We start from the raw sequence: 15836 nt of genomic DNA, 5'->3' as shown, positions 1-15836 counted from the left end.
ACGACCCTGCCGCGTCTTCCACAGTGACCACGGCCTTGGAGCGGGCCCGGATTCACAGGGAGAGACCTGCACGTGACCGACGAGTCGTCGTCCCGTTCCGCCACCATGACCAAGCACCCGCACACCTGGGTTGTCGCAGCCGAGATCGTTGTCGAGGAGGCCGTAGCCCGCGTCGCGGACTTCCGCGGCTCCTTCAAGACCAAGGTCGAGCAGCGCGTCGACGCGTTGGATACCTACTGCAGGAACTGCCGCCGCCCCTTCGCCGAGGTCTCCGCGTTCGACTGCGAAGCACTCGTCGACAACCGGCACCTCATCGGCGGCGACCAGTCCGTGCGCGCGAAGCGCAAGCCTGCCCCGACCCCGCCCCCGGGCGCGAAGCTCGTCAAGGGCGGCACCTACAGCCGGTACGGGCTCAAGGCGTACGTCGCCGGTGTCTCACGCCCGTACATGTAGGACCAGATCGGCGACCACGCGACGTTAACCAGGGGGCGTTCCTAGCTTCCGCCGGGTGAACACGACACCCAAGGACAAGCCGGCCGCCGCTTCCTTCCCGCCCTGCGCTCCCTACTGTCCGGCGGCCCCCAGCCCGCCGAGACGGAGACGAAGACGATCTCCTGGTCCGGAGGCGCGTACACGTCGACGATGTACGCGGGCACCGGCAACATCTGGGGCACCGAAGGCCGCGCGGACGGCTGGGACATGGACCGCGTCGTCACCGAGGGGTACGAACGCGTCGTCTGGGTCTTCAAGGCCGTCGACACCATCGGCAAGCACCCCTCCCGCCTCCCCCTCGAACTGGGCCGCGGCCTGACCGAAGAGGGCGAGTTCGAGGAGACATTTCCCGACCATCCGCTCCTGCGGCTGCTCAACGGGCAGGCGAACCCGTTGGAGACGGGGCCGATGTTCCGCAAGCGGCTCTCCGCGCAGATCCTGCTGAGCAAGCGCGGCGCGTTCGTCGAGAAGACCCGCAGCCGGGCCGGCACCCTGACCAGACTCGACCTCCTCCCGCCGGACCGGGTCCTGCCCATCCCGGACCCAAAGGGCGACTACCTCTCCCACTTCGAGTTCACGACCCGCGAAGGCGTCATCCGTGAATTCCCGCCCGAGCGGGTGCTGTGGATCCGCGACCCCCACCCGACCGATCCCTTCAGCGGCGTCACCCCCCTGGAAGCGGCTGGCATCAGCGTCGACCTTGACCACCTGTCGCGGCTCTACAACGTGACGTTCATCAAGAACGACGCCCGGCCGGGCGGTGTGATCGCCGTCGATGCCACATCCCTCAACCCGCAGGAGATGGATCGTCTCGAGTCCCGGTTCCTGCCCGGGTCCGAGTTCGCCGGCCATCTGTCGGTGATTGCCGCCGGGCCCGGCGGCATGAACTACGTCGACACCGCGGCCAAGCCGCGCGACATGAACTACGAGCACGCCTCCGCCAACGCGAAGCTGGAGATCCTCGCCGCATTCGGCGTGCCCGAGTCCGTCACCGGCAACGCCTCCGGGCGCACCTTCGACAACGCCGAGCAGGAGGAGCTCGGCTTCTGGCTGCACACCGAGCTCGGCCACCTGGAGCTCATCGCCAACGCGTTCGAGAAAGACGCCGGCGATGACATGCGGCTGCGCTACGACACCTCGACCGTCGAAGTGCTGGAACTGCCCAGGAGAAAGCGCCGCGCCGAGGCCCGCGAGGAGTGGAACGCCGGGCTGATCAGCATCGACGAATACCGGAAGCTCGCAGGCTTCTCGCCGTACGCCAACCCCCATACGCGGGCCCTGTGGATCTCCCCCCAGAAGGCCCCAGTGCCACTCGTCCCCGGCGACGCCGCGGCGCTCGGCATCTCTGGCGGCCCGGACCAGGGCGCCGGCCCCGGAGCCGCGCCCGGCCCGAACGCCCCGCAGCAGCCCGGACAGCCGCCGGTGGAGGGCGCAGCAGCGCAGGCCGTGGCCGAAGCGCGCGGCGAGGCGTCCGGGCTCGGTCCCGGCGCACGCTCGGGCCCGGCGGCCGCGGCAGTCGACGAGGCACGCACCATCACGTCGGACGCCCAGCCGGGCGCTGCGCAGGCTGCCGTCGACGAGGCCCGCGCAGGCTCGGACTCGATACCTGCGGAAGGGCCAGCGGCGGCCGCCGTCGACGAGGCCCGACGTATGGAGGCCAAGGCACTTTCGCTGGTCACCGAGTTCAGCGTCGGGGACGACGACTTCGACCAGGCGCGAACTGCCGTCGAGACCGCGCTCACCGCGCTCTTCGCCCGGCAGGAAGGGGTGGTCACCGCTCGGCTGCGCTCCCCGAAGGCACGCAAGGGCACCCGCTACTGGCTCGACGACGGGCCGACCGACACCCGCGGCGGCAGCAGGCCCATGGACATGGGCAAGGTCGTGGGTGCCGAGAAGTGGCAGGACGAGGTCATCACAACCCTCACCCCCGTCCTCGCCCGCCTCGCAGGCTCCGCCGCCAAGGACGCCGCCGACGCTCTCGGCAGCACCGTCAGTGGTGGAGCATCTGCCGGTATCGGAGCCGCAGTGCTCACCGCGGCGACCGTCGCCGCTGACACGATGCGAGCCTTCCACCGGGCCCTGGAACTGACGCTCGACGAAGCCCAGCAGGCTGGCGCCGGACTCGAGGCTCTGATCGGCGCCGTCACCGAGATGCTGCAGGGCGAGGAGTCGACACACGTCATCGGCTCCATCGCCGAGTCGGCCGCCACCGCCACGGTGAACGGCGCCGTCGACGCCGTCGCAGCAGCCACCAGCCCCAACATCGAACGCACCTGGCACACACGGCGGGACGACCGCGTACGGCCCGCCCACGCCGCCGCCGAGGGACTGACGCTGCCCGTGAAACAGCCCTTTGAGATGGAGGGCTGGCCGGTGCGCTTCCCCGGCGATCCACTCGCCCCACGCTCCCTGACCCTCAACTGCCGCTGCCGTCTGCGCTACCGAGCCACAGGGGTTGAGCAGTGAACACGTACCCCGCCACCGTCCTCCGCATCGCACCAAAGGAGTAACCCGCCATGTGGGCCGCATTCTGGATCGCCTGGACCGCCATGTTCGCCGTAGCCGAGGGCATCGCCCTGGCCAACAGGCGCGACGGAGACACCCTGTCCGAGAACTTCCGCCGCCTGTTCCACACCCGCACCAGCCGGGTCGGCAGAGCCATCTTCGCGGTGGGATGGTTCGGCTTCTCCGGCTGGTTCGCCCTTCACATCCTCACGGAGACGATGTGACGCGGCTCTTCTTGGCGACGCGCTGGAATGTGAACATGTCGTCCGGGACCCCCAGATCCCGCACCGCGTTCTCCACCACCTTCCGCATCGGGTCTCCCTTGATCAGGGGGCTGATGGCCTTCGCCGCCTGAATCAGCGCCACAGGCACCCACACCACGTCGGAGACCGTGTCGTGCTGGGCGGTCGAGTGGTAGCCGAGCTTTCCATCCCGCTCGGAGATGTACGCGGAAGCCGTATGCGCCGTCGTGTGCGCGTACGAGGAGTGGTGCCGGTAGACCGGATACATCGCCGGGGTCCCGTACGCGATCAGCAGGTTCTGGAAGTTGTCCAATTCGCCCACGAGCTTCTTGTGTAGCTTCTCGTCGGCCGCGTCGGCGAACACCACCGGAGTCACGTCCGCATTCACCGGCTCCGCCAACTTCCAGAAGTCGTTCATGTCGTTCGCCAGCTTCCGCTGGTTCTCCTCCGTGTACGCACGGAGCGCCCGCATGCCGTCGGTCCCGTTGTCCAGGAGCCAGTGCATCGCGTAGGCGTGCCCGATGAGGTTGCGCATCATGGGCATGGCTTCGACCGAGAACCCGTTGTCGAAGAGCAGAAGCATGCCCTCGGCGGTGCGGTTCGCGAAGCGCCACCACCCGAGCATGGTCGGGAACACCTCGATGTGCTCCACGGGTATCTCGACGCCGTCGTTCACCGCGTCGGCGGCTGCCTGGATGAGGTTCGGCGTGATCGCGCGTGCCCGCTTCGCGGTTCGCTTGTCCGGCCGAAATGCGTAAGTCATAGTGATCGACGTTATGCAGCGAACCGGCCCCCGCGCAGCCGAATAGCAGGGACGGGCCAGTACACGTCTCCCAAGGCAGTGAGGGCGCGACGCTAAGCACCACCGCTGTGCATGGTCCGCGGCATGCCCAACCGGATCATCAACGCTCTCGCCTCTGTCTTCGAGACCAAGCGCGCCCGCCGACCCTGGCGGGAAGAACTCCACCCCCGCGACTCGAAGGGGCGGTTCGTCGAGACGGGCGGCATCGCCCGCATCTGGGGCGGCGGCTTCGCCCGCGTCGTCCGAGCGCTGTCGCAGACCAAGGTGCAGGTCTCCGACCTGGACGGCAACAACCAGCGGCCCATCCAGACGTCGCGCCTGACCATGGTCGCCCGCCCGGACGGCACTGCTCCCACCAAGAGCAAGGAGAAGGTCCAGGCGGAGGAGGAACGGCGCGACGCCGACCCCCGCCGCGGCGACGGCGTCAACAGCGACGACAACGGCGACCCGGACACCTCGGACGACCCGCACGACACGGACGACGCGGGCGATCCGATCGGCGAGGACGACGACGAGGAGCCCAAGGACGGGGACGAGCCGAAGAAGGCCCCTCGGTTCGCCAGTGTCGTCGCGGCACGCAACCACCTGGAGTCGGGCACCAAGGACCCTCGGTGGAAGCGGCCGCCGCGCACCCACAACGGCGTGCATCTGCGCGGCGCCTCCAAGCAGGAGCGGGCCCAGGTCCGGATCGACACCTACTCGGCCACCCGCGGCATGGACTTCGCCCGGACATCGCAGCTCTCGTCCAACGGCAACTTCCTGGTCACCCGGCACGGCAACGGCAAGTGGGACGTGTACCACGTCGGGTCGGGCACGATCATGACCCACCAGGCCGGTTTCCGCTCCAAGCCCGACGCCCTGTACTTCGCCAACGAGCTGGAGAACGCCCGCGACGACCGCGGCCGCCCCTTCGACTGGGAAGCCCCGCACGTCGCTGACCGACTGGGCATGGCCGACGGCCGGGACGGCATCGATGCCGCCATCACCCGCGGCCGCGAACACGATGCCAGCGAGGACAACGAGCACCAGGACCAGGTGCAGCCCCGGCCGGAAGCGCAGCAGCCGCAGCTCGGCGACGACGACCAGGACGTGCAGCAGGACGGCGAGGGCGGCCAGGGCGAGCCGGCCGACAACGAGCAGCCGGAAGCTCCCGTCCAGCAGGAGGGCGACGGCGACCGCCTGAGCACGGTTGCGCAGGTTCTCGACCACTGGCGCAACAACCCCGACGTGCCGCGCATCCGCGAGACCCACAACGAACGGCAGCAGCGCGAGGCCGTCGCCCGGCAGCGCGCCGACCTCGTCATGGACCCGCAGGTCGTCGACGGCTTCCTCATCGGCCGCATGGAGGTGAGGGGCAAGGAGCGCTGGACGGTCTTCCACGCCGGCACCTCCGTGCCAATCGCGATCCTCGCCTCCGACAAGGGCAAGCCCGATGCCATCGCGCGGGCCCACGCGTACCGCGACTACCGCGACGACAGCGGGCAGCCGTTCAACTGGGACAGCGACGGTATCGGCGCACGCCTCGACTCGCCCGCGGGGAAGCGGATGCGGGAGGTCACGTCGGGCCGCACCAGCCACGAGCCTGGACGCCACGAGAACGACGTCCCCGACGGTGCCACCGAACTCGCCAGCTTCCCCGGCTACCGCATGGCCCGCGGTGAAGACGGCACCAACGTGTACGGCCCGGACGGCAAGCGCATCGCCACCGGCCAGTCGGTGTTCGACCGCAACACCCGCCGCTCCGCGTACGTCGGCGACGTCGGCGACCGGCACGTCAGCGGCCGCACGGAGAGCGACTTCGCGGTCAACGCCGCACGGCAGCACACGCTGGCCAGCCAGCCCGACGACCAGAAGGATCCGATCTGGATCCAGTACTCGCCGAGCCGCGCGGTCGTCCACGGCGTCGACCGGGACGACCCCGGCATGCACAAGCGGCTCCGCCGGGCCGGCTTCGTGTGGTCTGACGGAGCCAAGGCCTACGTCACCACCGCCAACACTCGCCCGGTGACGAGGGCTTTGGCCGTCGACGGCCTCGTGCGCGGGTTCGCCGACGAGGGCCGCCAGATCGAGGTTCGCCGCGACGAAGACCGCCTGCGCACCCCCGCGGCTCCGCAGGCTCCCGCCGTTCCGGGCACGCCCGCAGCCCCCACCGCCGACGCCCCCGAGTCCGCCGCCCCCGACCTGCAGTCGCTGGATGACACCGCGCTCGAGAACTACTTCGCCCAGGCGAACCGGGAGTTCCACGACGCCGGGTTCAGCGACCAGAACCGCATGGTCGCGGCACAGGACCGGGCCAAGGACGCGCTGCGGGAGATGAAGCGCCGGGACCGTCTGAAGTACGGCGAGAACAACGCCCGTCGCGCCCGGATCGAGCCGTTCGACGGCAGGCGCTACCCGGTCACCATCGACGGCGACGACAGCAGCGACGCCAGCCTGCAGGGCAGCGATGGCGCCTGGACGTGGAACCGGCTCGGTCGCGGCACCCGCTACAGCGCCAAGCAGTCGTTCCGCACTCGTGAGGCGGCTCTCGCCGACCTCATCGACGAGCACGACCGCGAAGGCGGCCAGGAGGGCAAGCCGAACGCGCCCGAGGCGCCGGCCACGGACGACGTCGAAGAGCAGCGCGACCAGGACGCTCCCCAGGGCGGGCCAGAGGCGGACGACGCCGACGACAAGGCGGACGCGCCGTACGGGCAGGACGGCACCAAGACCTACACGCAGGCCAGGGACGAGATCGGCGCCCTGCAAAGCGATTGGAACGGCACCAGCCTGGCCCGGGACCTGTCCAACGGGCAGGACCGGCAGCTCACCGCCGACCTGAACACCAGCTTCCGCCGGCTCGCGGCCACCACCGGCATACGCCAGCGCATCCAGGCCAGCCGCGAACTGCAGCGCTCCGCGGGAGCCGTCCTCGCCACGCTCGACGACGAGCCGGGCCGCGACCCGTACGGCAAAGCCCGCCCGGTCCTGGAAGCGATCCGCGACCGCGCGGCCCGGCACGGCGAGCGCCTGGACGCCACGCTGAAGGAACGCCGTGACAGCAAGAAGGAGCGCCCGGCGCAGCCTGCCGCCGCACCCGGGACGGATAATCAGTCCGCCCCCGACACCACCACCACGGGAGACGACAGCAGTGGCAGTGAACAAGCTCGGGCGGATCGCCGAGAAGCACTGGCGGACGTATCGGCCGAAGGCGTACGCGGAGCTGGGGACGGACGAGGAGAAGGAGACCTTCTTCGCGACGCTCGGGATTCTGGCGGATCAGGAGATCGCCGACAGGGCGGAGCAGATCCTGAAGCAGCAGACGAGCGAGAAGTTCGTGGACCGGGTGGCGGCCAGGACGCAGGCGAGGGCGCAGGCCCGGGAGATCGTGATGGACGAGCGGATCTTCCTGCCGGCCGAGCCCGGGATGGAGAACGCCGAGCTTCCGGATCACGGCAGGCTGTAGCCGCACAGGCCTTCCGCCCGGCGTCCCAGAAGGATTTGGCGCCGTCGGGTGAGAAGGCCGGGCCCGCGCGAACGTCGCGGCCATCAAGACCCTCCGGCAGATTCAGGCCGAGGACCGGCCGGCGACGCCCGCCGAGCAGAAGATCCTCGCCCGCTGGTCGGGCTGGGGCGCGCTGCCGATCGTCCTCTCCGACAAGCCGGAGCCTACGGACGGCGCCTTCCGGGACGCCGACGGTAACCCGGACCCCGCCAAGTACGCGCGCGCCCTGAAGAAGTGGGAGTCGTTCGCCCAGGAGCGGACCGCCGTACGAGAGCTCCTGAACGACGACGAGTGGGCCGCCGCCAAGGCCAACACCCTCAACGCCCACTACACGGACCACGAGCTCGTACAGCCCCTGTGGGACCTGGTCCGCGAACTCGGCTTCAACGGCGGCAACGTCCTGGAGCCCGGTTCGGGCAGCGGCAACTTCATCGGCTCCGCCCCCGACGGGGCGCGGATGACCGGCATCGAGCTGGACCCGACCACCGCGGCGATCTCCCAACTCCTCTACCCGGACGCCCGGATCATCAACGAGTCGTTCGGCGACGTCCGCATGCCGAACTCGTTCTTCGATCTGGCCATCGGCAACGTGCCGTTCGGCCGGTTCCCGATGTACGACGAGCAGGTCAACGCGGACCTGAAGCACTCGATCCACGACACGTTCATCCTCAAGAGCCTCGCCAAGGTCCGGCCCGGCGGCCTGGTCGCCGTCGTCACGAGCCGCTTCACCATGGACGGCGAGGACGACACGGCCCGCCGCGAGATGTCGTACATGGCCGACCTGGTCGGCGCGGTCCGTCTCCCGGCCGGCGCGCACCAGGACGCGGCTGGGACCGGCGTCGTCACCGACGTGCTGGTGTTCCGCCGCCGCTTCGGCGACGAGCACACCCACGACATCGACATGTCGTGGACGCGGTCGTCGAAGACCAACGTCAACGGCCACGAGATCGCGGTCAACGACTACTTCCAGCGGCACCCGGAGATGGTCCTCGGGCAGCTCACGACGGGCCGCGGTCAGTTCTCCGACCACGACCTGACCGTCATCGGCGACAAGAACGCCGGCCCCGCCCTGCAGGCGGGCCTGGAGCGCATCCGCAGCGCCTCGCACGGGTACGGCCGGGCGAACCGCATGCGGTACGTGCCGGAGATCGACGCCGTCGACCGGCGCCTGGAGCTCGCCGGGCAGAAGCACGAAGGCGCCGTCCAAATCCTCTCGGACGGCTCCTTCACGCAGGTTGAAGAGGGCGCGGTCATCCCGCTCGACGTTCACCCCACCCAGCGCGAGCAGCTGCGGAAGCTCGTCGCCCTGCGCGACCTCACCAACCGGCTGCTCCGCCTCGAAGGCGCCACCCGCGAGACGGGCGAGACCGACGAGATGCGGGCGCTGCGCCGGGAGCTGAACGAGGCGTACGACGCCTACGTCAAGCAACACGGCCCGCTCGACAAGCCGGGCCAGACCCGCTACTTCAGCCCCCCGGAGGCGAAGGACCGGGCGAAGGCCGAAGGCCTCAAGGACGTTCCCGACGCGTGGAAGCTGCCGGCCGCCCTGCAGCTCTTCGAGGACGACCCGGCGTCCGCCGTGGTGTTCGGCCTGGACAAGTGGGACGACTCCGCCAAGTCGGCGAAGAAGGCCGACATCTTCCGGCAGCGGGTCCTCGCGCCCCGCGAGATCGCCGATCGGGCCGACAGCCCCGAGCAGGCCATCGCCCTCTCCCTGGAGCTCGACGGCGGTGAGCTCCACCTGCCGACGATCGCCCGCCTGCTGGGCCGCACTGACCTGCTGGCGCTGCGCGAGGAGCTGGGCCCGCTGGTGTTCGACGAGCCGGGCTCCAACCGGCTCATCTCCCGCGGCGAGTACCTGTCCGGCAACGTCCGGAAGAAGCTGGCGCGCGCCGAAGCCGCAGCCAAGGCCGACCCGAAGTTCGCGGCGAACGTCGCCGCCCTGAAGAACGTCATCCCCCGTGATCTCGACCCGTCCGAGATCAAGGTCAAGATGGGCGCCCCGTGGATCCCGGAGACGGACGTCACGGCGTTCCTCCAGCACATCCTCGGCACGAAGGCTGTCCGCGCCGAGCGCGGCGGCGCCTCCATGTGGGAGGTCCAGGGCCCCACCAGCGGCATCGCCGCCACCTCCGACTGGGGCACCAAGTTCAAGTCCGCCCCGGAGATCGCCAAGGCGCTGCTGGAGCAGCGCACCATCGTCGTCACCCGCACCGTCGAGTCCGGCGGCAAGAAGTACACCGTCACCGACGACGAGGCCACCAGCGAGGCGCAGGCCAAGGCCAAGGAGATGGCCGAGCGGTTCTCCGAGTGGGTGTGGGAGGACCCCGAGCGCACCAAGCGCCTGGCCCGGGTCTACAACGACACGTTCAACAACCTGGTGATGCGGGAGTTCGACGACTCCCCGCTGGCCCTGCCCGGCGCGAACGCCGAGTGGAAGATGCGCCCGCATCAGAACGCGGCCATCCGCCGGATCGTCAGCGAAAAGTCGGTGCTGCTCGCGCACGTCGTCGGCGCCGGCAAGACCGCAACCATGGTCGCCGGTACGCAGGAGCTGCGCCGCACCGGCATGGCCCGCAAGCCCGCGATCGTCGTCCCGAACCACATGCTGGGCCAGTTCCGGCGCGAGTACCTGGAGCTGTACCCCGACGCCAAGCTGCTCACGGCGTCCTCCGCGGACCTCACCGGCAAAAAGCGCCGCCGGTTCATCGCCAAGGCCGCCACGGGCGACTGGGACACCGTCATCCTCACGCAGGGCGCCTTCGAGCGGATCCCCATGCGCGCGAAGGCCCAAGAGAAGTACATGCGTCGCGAGCTCGACAAGCTCGAAGACGAGATCAAGCGCGCCAAGGCCCGCGAGGGAAAGTCGCTGACCCTCAAGCGCCTGGAGGACACGCTCAAGGCCAAGGAAGCCAAGCTCAAGCAGAAGCTGGCGGCGAAGAAGGACCAGGGCGCGGTCCACTTCGAGGACACCGGCATCGACTACCTGATGGTCGACGAGGCGCACGGCTACAAAAACCTGGCCACCGCCTCGCACATCGAGGGCGCCGCCATCACCGGCTCCGCACGGGCCTCCGACCTTCACATGAAGATCGAGTACCTGCGCGAGCGGAACGACAGCGGCCGCGTCGTCACCCTCGCCACCGGCACACCGATCGCGAACTCGGTGACCGAGGCGTACGTGATGCAGCGCTTCCTGCGCCCGGACGTCCTGGAAGCCGCCGGCGTCGACGACTTCGACTCCTGGGCCGCCACGTTCGGCGAGATCGTGCAGAACCTGGAGCTGGCCCCCGACGGGTCCGGGTTCCGGATGAAGGCCCGGTTCTCGCGCTTCCACAACGCGGCCGAGTTGCTGCGCATGTACCGGCTCGCGGTCGATGTGCAGACCGCCGCCGACCTCAAACTGCCCACCCCGAAGGTGCGGGCTGGCGCGGACGGCAAGCGCGGCGAGGTCGTCACCGTGCCGATCTCCGCCGAGCAGAAGGCCTTTGTCACCGCGCTGCCCAGCCAGCCATGGATCCACAAGCAGGGCGGCGTGCTCAAGGCCATCGGCCTGGCCTCCCGCGCGGCGATCGACATGCGGCTCGTCGGCGGCCACGGCGAAGAGGGCGGCAAGATCGACGCCGCCGTCCACAAGATCGCCGAAATCTACGAGGAGAACGAGGACCGGATCTACCCGGTCTCCGACAAGGACCACACCCCGCAGAAGCTGCCCGGCTCCCTGCAGATCGTCTTCATGGACGCGGGCACGCCCGGGTCGACCGCGAAGAACGCGTGGGACGGCTACGCGTACATGAAGGAACAGCTCGTCGAGGCGGGCGTTCCGGCCAACAAGGTCCGCTTCATCCACGAGGCGAAGACGGACAAGGCCAAGGCCAAGCTGTTCGAGGACGCCCGCAGCGGCAAGATCGCGGTGCTCATCGGCTCCACGGAGAAGATGGGCACCGGCACGAACATCCAGACGCGCGCCGTCGCCCTGCACCACATGGACTTCCCGTGGCGGCCTGCCGACATGGCGCAGCGCGAAGGCCGCATCGAGCGCCAGGGCAACCTGAACATGCCGGAGATCCCCGGCACCGCGGACGACGTCCGCATCCTCTCCTACGTCACAGAGGAGACGTTCGACGCCTTCAAGCTGGGCACGCTGGAGCGCAAGGCCGGGTTCATCGCGCAGATGGACCGCAAGGACTTCGACGCCCGCGAGATGGAAGACATCGGCGACATCGCCGTGTCGTTCGGCCAGATGAAGGCCATCGCGACCGGCGACATGACCGTCATGGACTACGCCCAAGCGGGCGCCGACGTCGTCGAACTGCAGCGCGCCGACCGCCGTTGGCACCGCCCATGTACGAGATCGTGGCGCGCGTGTAGGCGGATGCGGTCAGGGTGTTTCCGTCGTGCGAGGCAGGCACCACGTCTGCGGGGAAGGCGGCGGTCGCGTCGGTCGGGGCATCCAACTGACCCCATGCCTTCACGTCAGCCGCACCCATCGTGTACGGGGCGGCCGTGCCGGTCAGCGGAACGTCGTACACGACCGAGGTGGACGCGGTGCCGGACTCGATGTCCTTGGTGCCCTGCTGAAGGCCGGAGCGGGACACCTTGAGCAGCATGCCGTCACCCACAGTGGCGGCGTTGCCCACCTTGCCGTAGGTGAACGTCCACGGCAGCTCCCCGGCGGAGCGTGCCGTCCAGGATCAGGTGCGTCATGCCTTCGCGCTGGCAGCGACCCAAACTTCGTGCAGGTCCGGGGCTTGGTTGGCGAGGACCTTGATGCCCTCGTGGAGGTAGCGGTAGCCGGTGGCCTGGGAGACGCCCGCGTCGCGGGCCAGGCAGTGCACGCAGCCGCGTTCACGGAACCAGCGCAGCACCAGCACCGCCTGCCGGAACGGGCCCAGGGCCCGAGGCCTCCTCGGGGTACCGATCCGCCGTCGGTGGGCGGCCGGCAGCCTGGCGAGGAACTCGACGACGTGGCGCGGGACGTCGAGCGTGGCAACATAGGTGACCAACGTGAAGCCTCTGGTTCAGCGGACGATCTTGTGAGAGAGACCTGTCCTACGAGGGGCTTCATGTCTGTCCGCGGCCCGGTGCCATACCAGGGCCGCCAGCGCCGCCGCCGATCGCCCCGGCCCCACAAAGATCATCTCGCTGAGAAAACCTCAGCGGCCAGCGGTGACCATGAACTGCTTGCCGGCCCGCCGCCGCCGGATCTCGCACCCAAAAATCTCTTATGGTGCGCACTCGCCTATGATGCGCCGGTGTTCGATTCTCGGCACATCAGGACGTTCCACGAAGTCGTCAGGACCGGCTCGTACTCGGCCGCCGCCCGCGTTCTCGGCTACACCCAGCCCGCCGTCACCCAGCAGATGAAGGCCCTCGAACGGGACGTCGGCTGCGCGCTGTTCGTACGGGTCGGGCGCGGCATGCGGCTCACCGAGGCCGGAGAGGCGCTGTCGCGGCACGCGAGCAGCATCCTGGACTCCATGTCCGCCGCGCAGGAGCAGATGAACGCCCTGACCCGGCTGCGCTCCGGCCGGGTCCGGCTCTGCGCGTTTCCCAGCGCCAACTCCACCCTCGTGCCCGAGACCCTCGCCCGGCTGGCCGCCTCCCACCCGGGCATCCGCGTCGACCTGCTGGAGGACGAGCCGCCCGAGTCGCTGCGGCGGCTGGCGCGCGGCGAGTGCGACGTCTCCCTCGCCTTCACCTACCCCGGACTGCGCCAGCACGTGCCCGCCGAACTGGTCGAGATCCCGCTGCTGGAGGACCAGTTGACCGTGCTGCTGCCGCGCGCCCACACCCTGGCGCGGCGGCGCATGGTGCGCCTCGCCGATCTCGCGGGGGAGCGGTGGATCGCCGGGTGCCCGCGCTGCCGTGCCAACCTGCTGCACGAGTGCGCCGAAGTGGGCTTCGTGCCCGACATCGCCTTCATGACCGACGACAACCTGGCCGTGCAGAGCCTCGTCGCGGAAGGGCTCGGGGTGGCGATGATCCCCGCTCTCGTCCTGAACTTCATGCGCCACGAGAAGGTCGCAGGCCGGCCGCTCCAGCCGTTCTCGCGCCGCAAGATCTTCGCGTACGTGCTGCGGGAGCACCTGCGGGTTCCGGCCACCTCGCTCGTCCTGGAGGAACTGCGGACGGTCGCGTCCAACAAGGTCGGCTGCTGAGCGCGCCACGCGCCACCCATAAGCGCCGCTTGGGAGAACCCAGGAGATCGTCGTTGGACGTGGGGCCGCGCGCGGCCGGACGCTGCCCGCATGACCACACCACCCACCGCCTTCACCGCGGCCCGGACCACCGCCCGCCTCGACGCGCTGATCGACGACGTACGCGAGGCGGTCGGGCGCGGGCTGCCGCAGGACCTGACGGCGCACCTCGTCGCCGAGCGCCTCGCGCCGCACCTGGGAGCGGACGACCTGCTCACCCCCGAGCAGCGCGAGAGCGATCCCGAGCGCTACCGGCAACACCTGCTGCACGCCGAACACGACGGCAGCTTCTCCCTCGTCGCCCTCGTCTGGCTGCCGGGGCAGGGCACCGAGGTGCACGACCATGTGGCCTGGTGCACCACCGGTGTGCACCGGGGCGAGGAACACGAGCGGCGCTACCGGCTGGTGCCCGCCGAGGGGCCCGGCTCGACGGCACGGCTCGTCGCCACCGCGGACGCGGTGGCCCGGCAGGGCGAAGTCTGCGGTTTCGCGCCGCCCGGGGACATCCATCGCGTACGGAACGCGGGTTCGGCGACCGCGATATCGCTCCACGTCTACGGCGCCGACATCTCCCGCCTGGGCACCAGCGTCCGCCGCGTCTACGCCCTGCCGGCCGACGCCTGACCTCGGGCCGCCCCGGGAACGGCAGTGACCCAGGGCCGTGCGACGCCCAGCGCGCTCACGCCGCCCGGGACGGGCCGGTCCCGGGCGGCCGGGGGTCGTGCCAGCGCTCACCGGGCCGCAGCACCGTCTCGGCCTCCTTCGGGCCCCATGTGGACTGCTCGTACGGATGCGGGGCTCCGTCCGTGCCGCCGAGCACCGGGTCCACGACGCTCCACGCGGCCTCGACGGTGTCCTGCCGGGCGAACAACCAGCGTTGCCCCTCCATCGCCGCGCCGATGAGCCGGTCGTACGGGCGCATGTCCCGGCCGGCGCTCTCGTGGAAGGTGAGCGCGTCGATCTGCGGCCGGGCGCCCGGGCCCGGCTTCTTGCCCACCATGGCCCATGACATGGCCGTGTCGGGCCGCAACCGGACGCGCAGGTGGTTGGAATCGAGGGCGAGGCCCAGACCGAACGTGTCGCACGGCGGGCGCCGGAACGTCACCAGGATCTCGGTGGCCGTCACCGGCAGCTTCTTCCCCGCCCGGATGTACACGGGGACCCCGGCCCAACGCCACGAGTCCACCGCGAACCGCGCCGCCACGAACGTCTCGGTGCGGGACCCCGCGGCCACGCCCTCGACGTCGTCGTACCCGTCGTACTGGCCGAACACGGTGTCGTGCGGGTCGAGCGGCCGGAGGGCCTTGACGACATGGGCCCGGGAGTCCTGCCAGTCGGCGAGGCCCGGCCCCGCCGGCGGGTCCGCGGTCACCGTGGCGAGCACCTGCAGCAGATGGTTCTGCAGTACGTCCCGGACGGCTCCGGTACGGTCGTAGAAGCGGCCCCGGTCGTCCACGCCGAACGCCTCGGCCATGGTGATCTGGATGCTCTCGACGTAGGTGCGGTTCAGCAGTGGCTCGAGAACGGAGTTCGCGAAGCGGGCGAACATGAGGTTCTCGATCTGCTCCAGACCGAGCCAGTGGTCCACGCGGAAGACCGAGTCCTCGGGGAACACCTCGTGGACGGTCGCGTTGAGATCGCGGGCGCTGCGCAGGTCCGTCCCGAAGGGCTTCTCGATCATCACGCGGGCCCCTTCGGCATGCCCGGTGGTCGCGATGCCCTGGGTGATGCGGCCGAACAGCGCCGGCGGGACCTCCAGGTAGAACAGTGGGCGTCGGGAGTCCCGTAGTTCCCGGGCCAGGGTGTCGTACGTCGCCGGGTCGGTGAGGTCGCCGTCGATGTAGCGCAGCGCGTCGAGTACCCGGCCGGCCGGGGCACCGGCCGGGTCGATGCCGTTGTTGCGGAAGGAGGCGGTCGCGTAGTCCCGGAACTGGTCCGGTCCCCAGCCGCTCTTCGCCACACCGATCACGGGCACGTCGAGCAGCCCCCGCCCCGCGAGTCCGGCGAGCGCCGGGAAGGTCTCCAGTTTGGCGAGGTCTCCAGTGGCGCCGAAGACGACGAGGGCGTCGACGCTTTCCGTTGTTGCCATGGTCTCTCCCGTGCGGTGGCGC

Annotated in this window: 9 protein-coding genes and 2 pseudogenes; 7 read left to right on the top strand and 4 right to left on the bottom strand. The window is 70.0% G+C overall.

Translation table 11 applies throughout. The features are described 5' to 3' along the window. Positions 1 to 72 precede the first annotated feature (72 nt). The 3 genes from ACLB9X_RS27615 to ACLB9X_RS27605 all read left to right on the top strand — a co-directional run bounded on the left by ACLB9X_RS27615 (position 73) and on the right by ACLB9X_RS27605 (position 3221). Entirely contained in the window at positions 73 to 453 is a 381-nt protein-coding gene (locus tag ACLB9X_RS27615; protein ID WP_410363126.1) for a hypothetical protein, read from the top strand. Between the two features lie 189 nt (positions 454 to 642). Then, complete coding sequence (locus tag ACLB9X_RS27610) at positions 643 to 2958, top strand: phage portal protein (protein WP_410363125.1); 2316 nt, start codon at positions 643 to 645, stop codon at positions 2956 to 2958. 50 nt (positions 2959 to 3008) lie between these two features. Beyond that, positions 3009 to 3221, top strand: coding sequence for a hypothetical protein (locus ACLB9X_RS27605; RefSeq protein ID WP_410363124.1), 213 nt, complete (start codon positions 3009 to 3011; stop codon positions 3219 to 3221). Here ACLB9X_RS27605 and ACLB9X_RS27600 read toward each other — a convergent pair. Continuing rightward, on the bottom strand, positions 3205 to 4002 hold the full coding sequence (locus ACLB9X_RS27600) for a DUF5677 domain-containing protein (protein WP_410363123.1): 798 nt from the start codon (positions 4000 to 4002) through the stop codon (positions 3205 to 3207). The two genes, ACLB9X_RS27605 and ACLB9X_RS27600, sit on opposite strands and share 17 nt — an antisense overlap. A 123-nt stretch (positions 4003 to 4125) precedes the next feature. Between ACLB9X_RS27600 and ACLB9X_RS27595 the strand changes: the two genes are divergently transcribed. Both ACLB9X_RS27595 and ACLB9X_RS27590 read left to right on the top strand, forming a co-directional pair. Continuing rightward, entirely contained in the window at positions 4126 to 7755 is a 3630-nt protein-coding gene (locus ACLB9X_RS27595) for a hypothetical protein (RefSeq protein WP_410363122.1), read from the top strand. A 227-nt stretch (positions 7756 to 7982) separates the two neighbouring features. Beyond that, a pseudogene (locus tag ACLB9X_RS27590) lies at positions 7983 to 11561 on the top strand (DEAD/DEAH box helicase family protein); the annotation flags it as partial. A gap of 304 nt (positions 11562 to 11865) precedes the next feature. Here ACLB9X_RS27590 and ACLB9X_RS27585 read toward each other — a convergent pair. Both ACLB9X_RS27585 and ACLB9X_RS27580 read right to left on the bottom strand, forming a co-directional pair. Further along, positions 11866 to 12198, bottom strand: a pseudogene (locus tag ACLB9X_RS27585) (hypothetical protein); the annotation flags it as partial. 30 nt (positions 12199 to 12228) lie between these two features. Next, complete coding sequence (locus ACLB9X_RS27580; RefSeq protein ID WP_410363121.1) at positions 12229 to 12531, bottom strand: hypothetical protein; 303 nt, start codon at positions 12529 to 12531, stop codon at positions 12229 to 12231. Between the two features lie 249 nt (positions 12532 to 12780). Between ACLB9X_RS27580 and ACLB9X_RS27575 the strand changes: the two genes are divergently transcribed. Then, positions 12781 to 13686 carry a LysR substrate-binding domain-containing protein gene (locus tag ACLB9X_RS27575; RefSeq protein ID WP_410363120.1) on the top strand — a complete coding sequence of 302 codons (906 nt, stop codon included), beginning with the start codon at positions 12781 to 12783 and terminating at the stop codon, positions 13684 to 13686. Between the two features lie 90 nt (positions 13687 to 13776). After that, complete coding sequence (locus ACLB9X_RS27570; RefSeq protein WP_410363119.1) at positions 13777 to 14349, top strand: cysteine dioxygenase; 573 nt, start codon at positions 13777 to 13779, stop codon at positions 14347 to 14349. Positions 14350 to 14404: 55 nt separating this feature from the next. On the opposite strand, the gene zwf is transcribed toward ACLB9X_RS27570, so the two are convergent. Continuing rightward, positions 14405 to 15814 carry a glucose-6-phosphate dehydrogenase gene (gene zwf / locus ACLB9X_RS27565; RefSeq protein ID WP_410363118.1) on the bottom strand — a complete coding sequence of 470 codons (1410 nt, stop codon included), beginning with the start codon at positions 15812 to 15814 and terminating at the stop codon, positions 14405 to 14407. Positions 15815 to 15836 lie beyond the last annotated feature (22 nt).

Origin of the sequence: Streptomyces sp. 5K101 (assembly GCF_046506645.1) — a bacterium.
GTDB lineage: Bacteria > Actinomycetota > Actinomycetes > Streptomycetales > Streptomycetaceae > Streptomyces.
The sequence above is the reverse complement of the archived record's forward strand: the minus strand, read 5'-3'. Positions and strand labels throughout refer to the sequence as shown.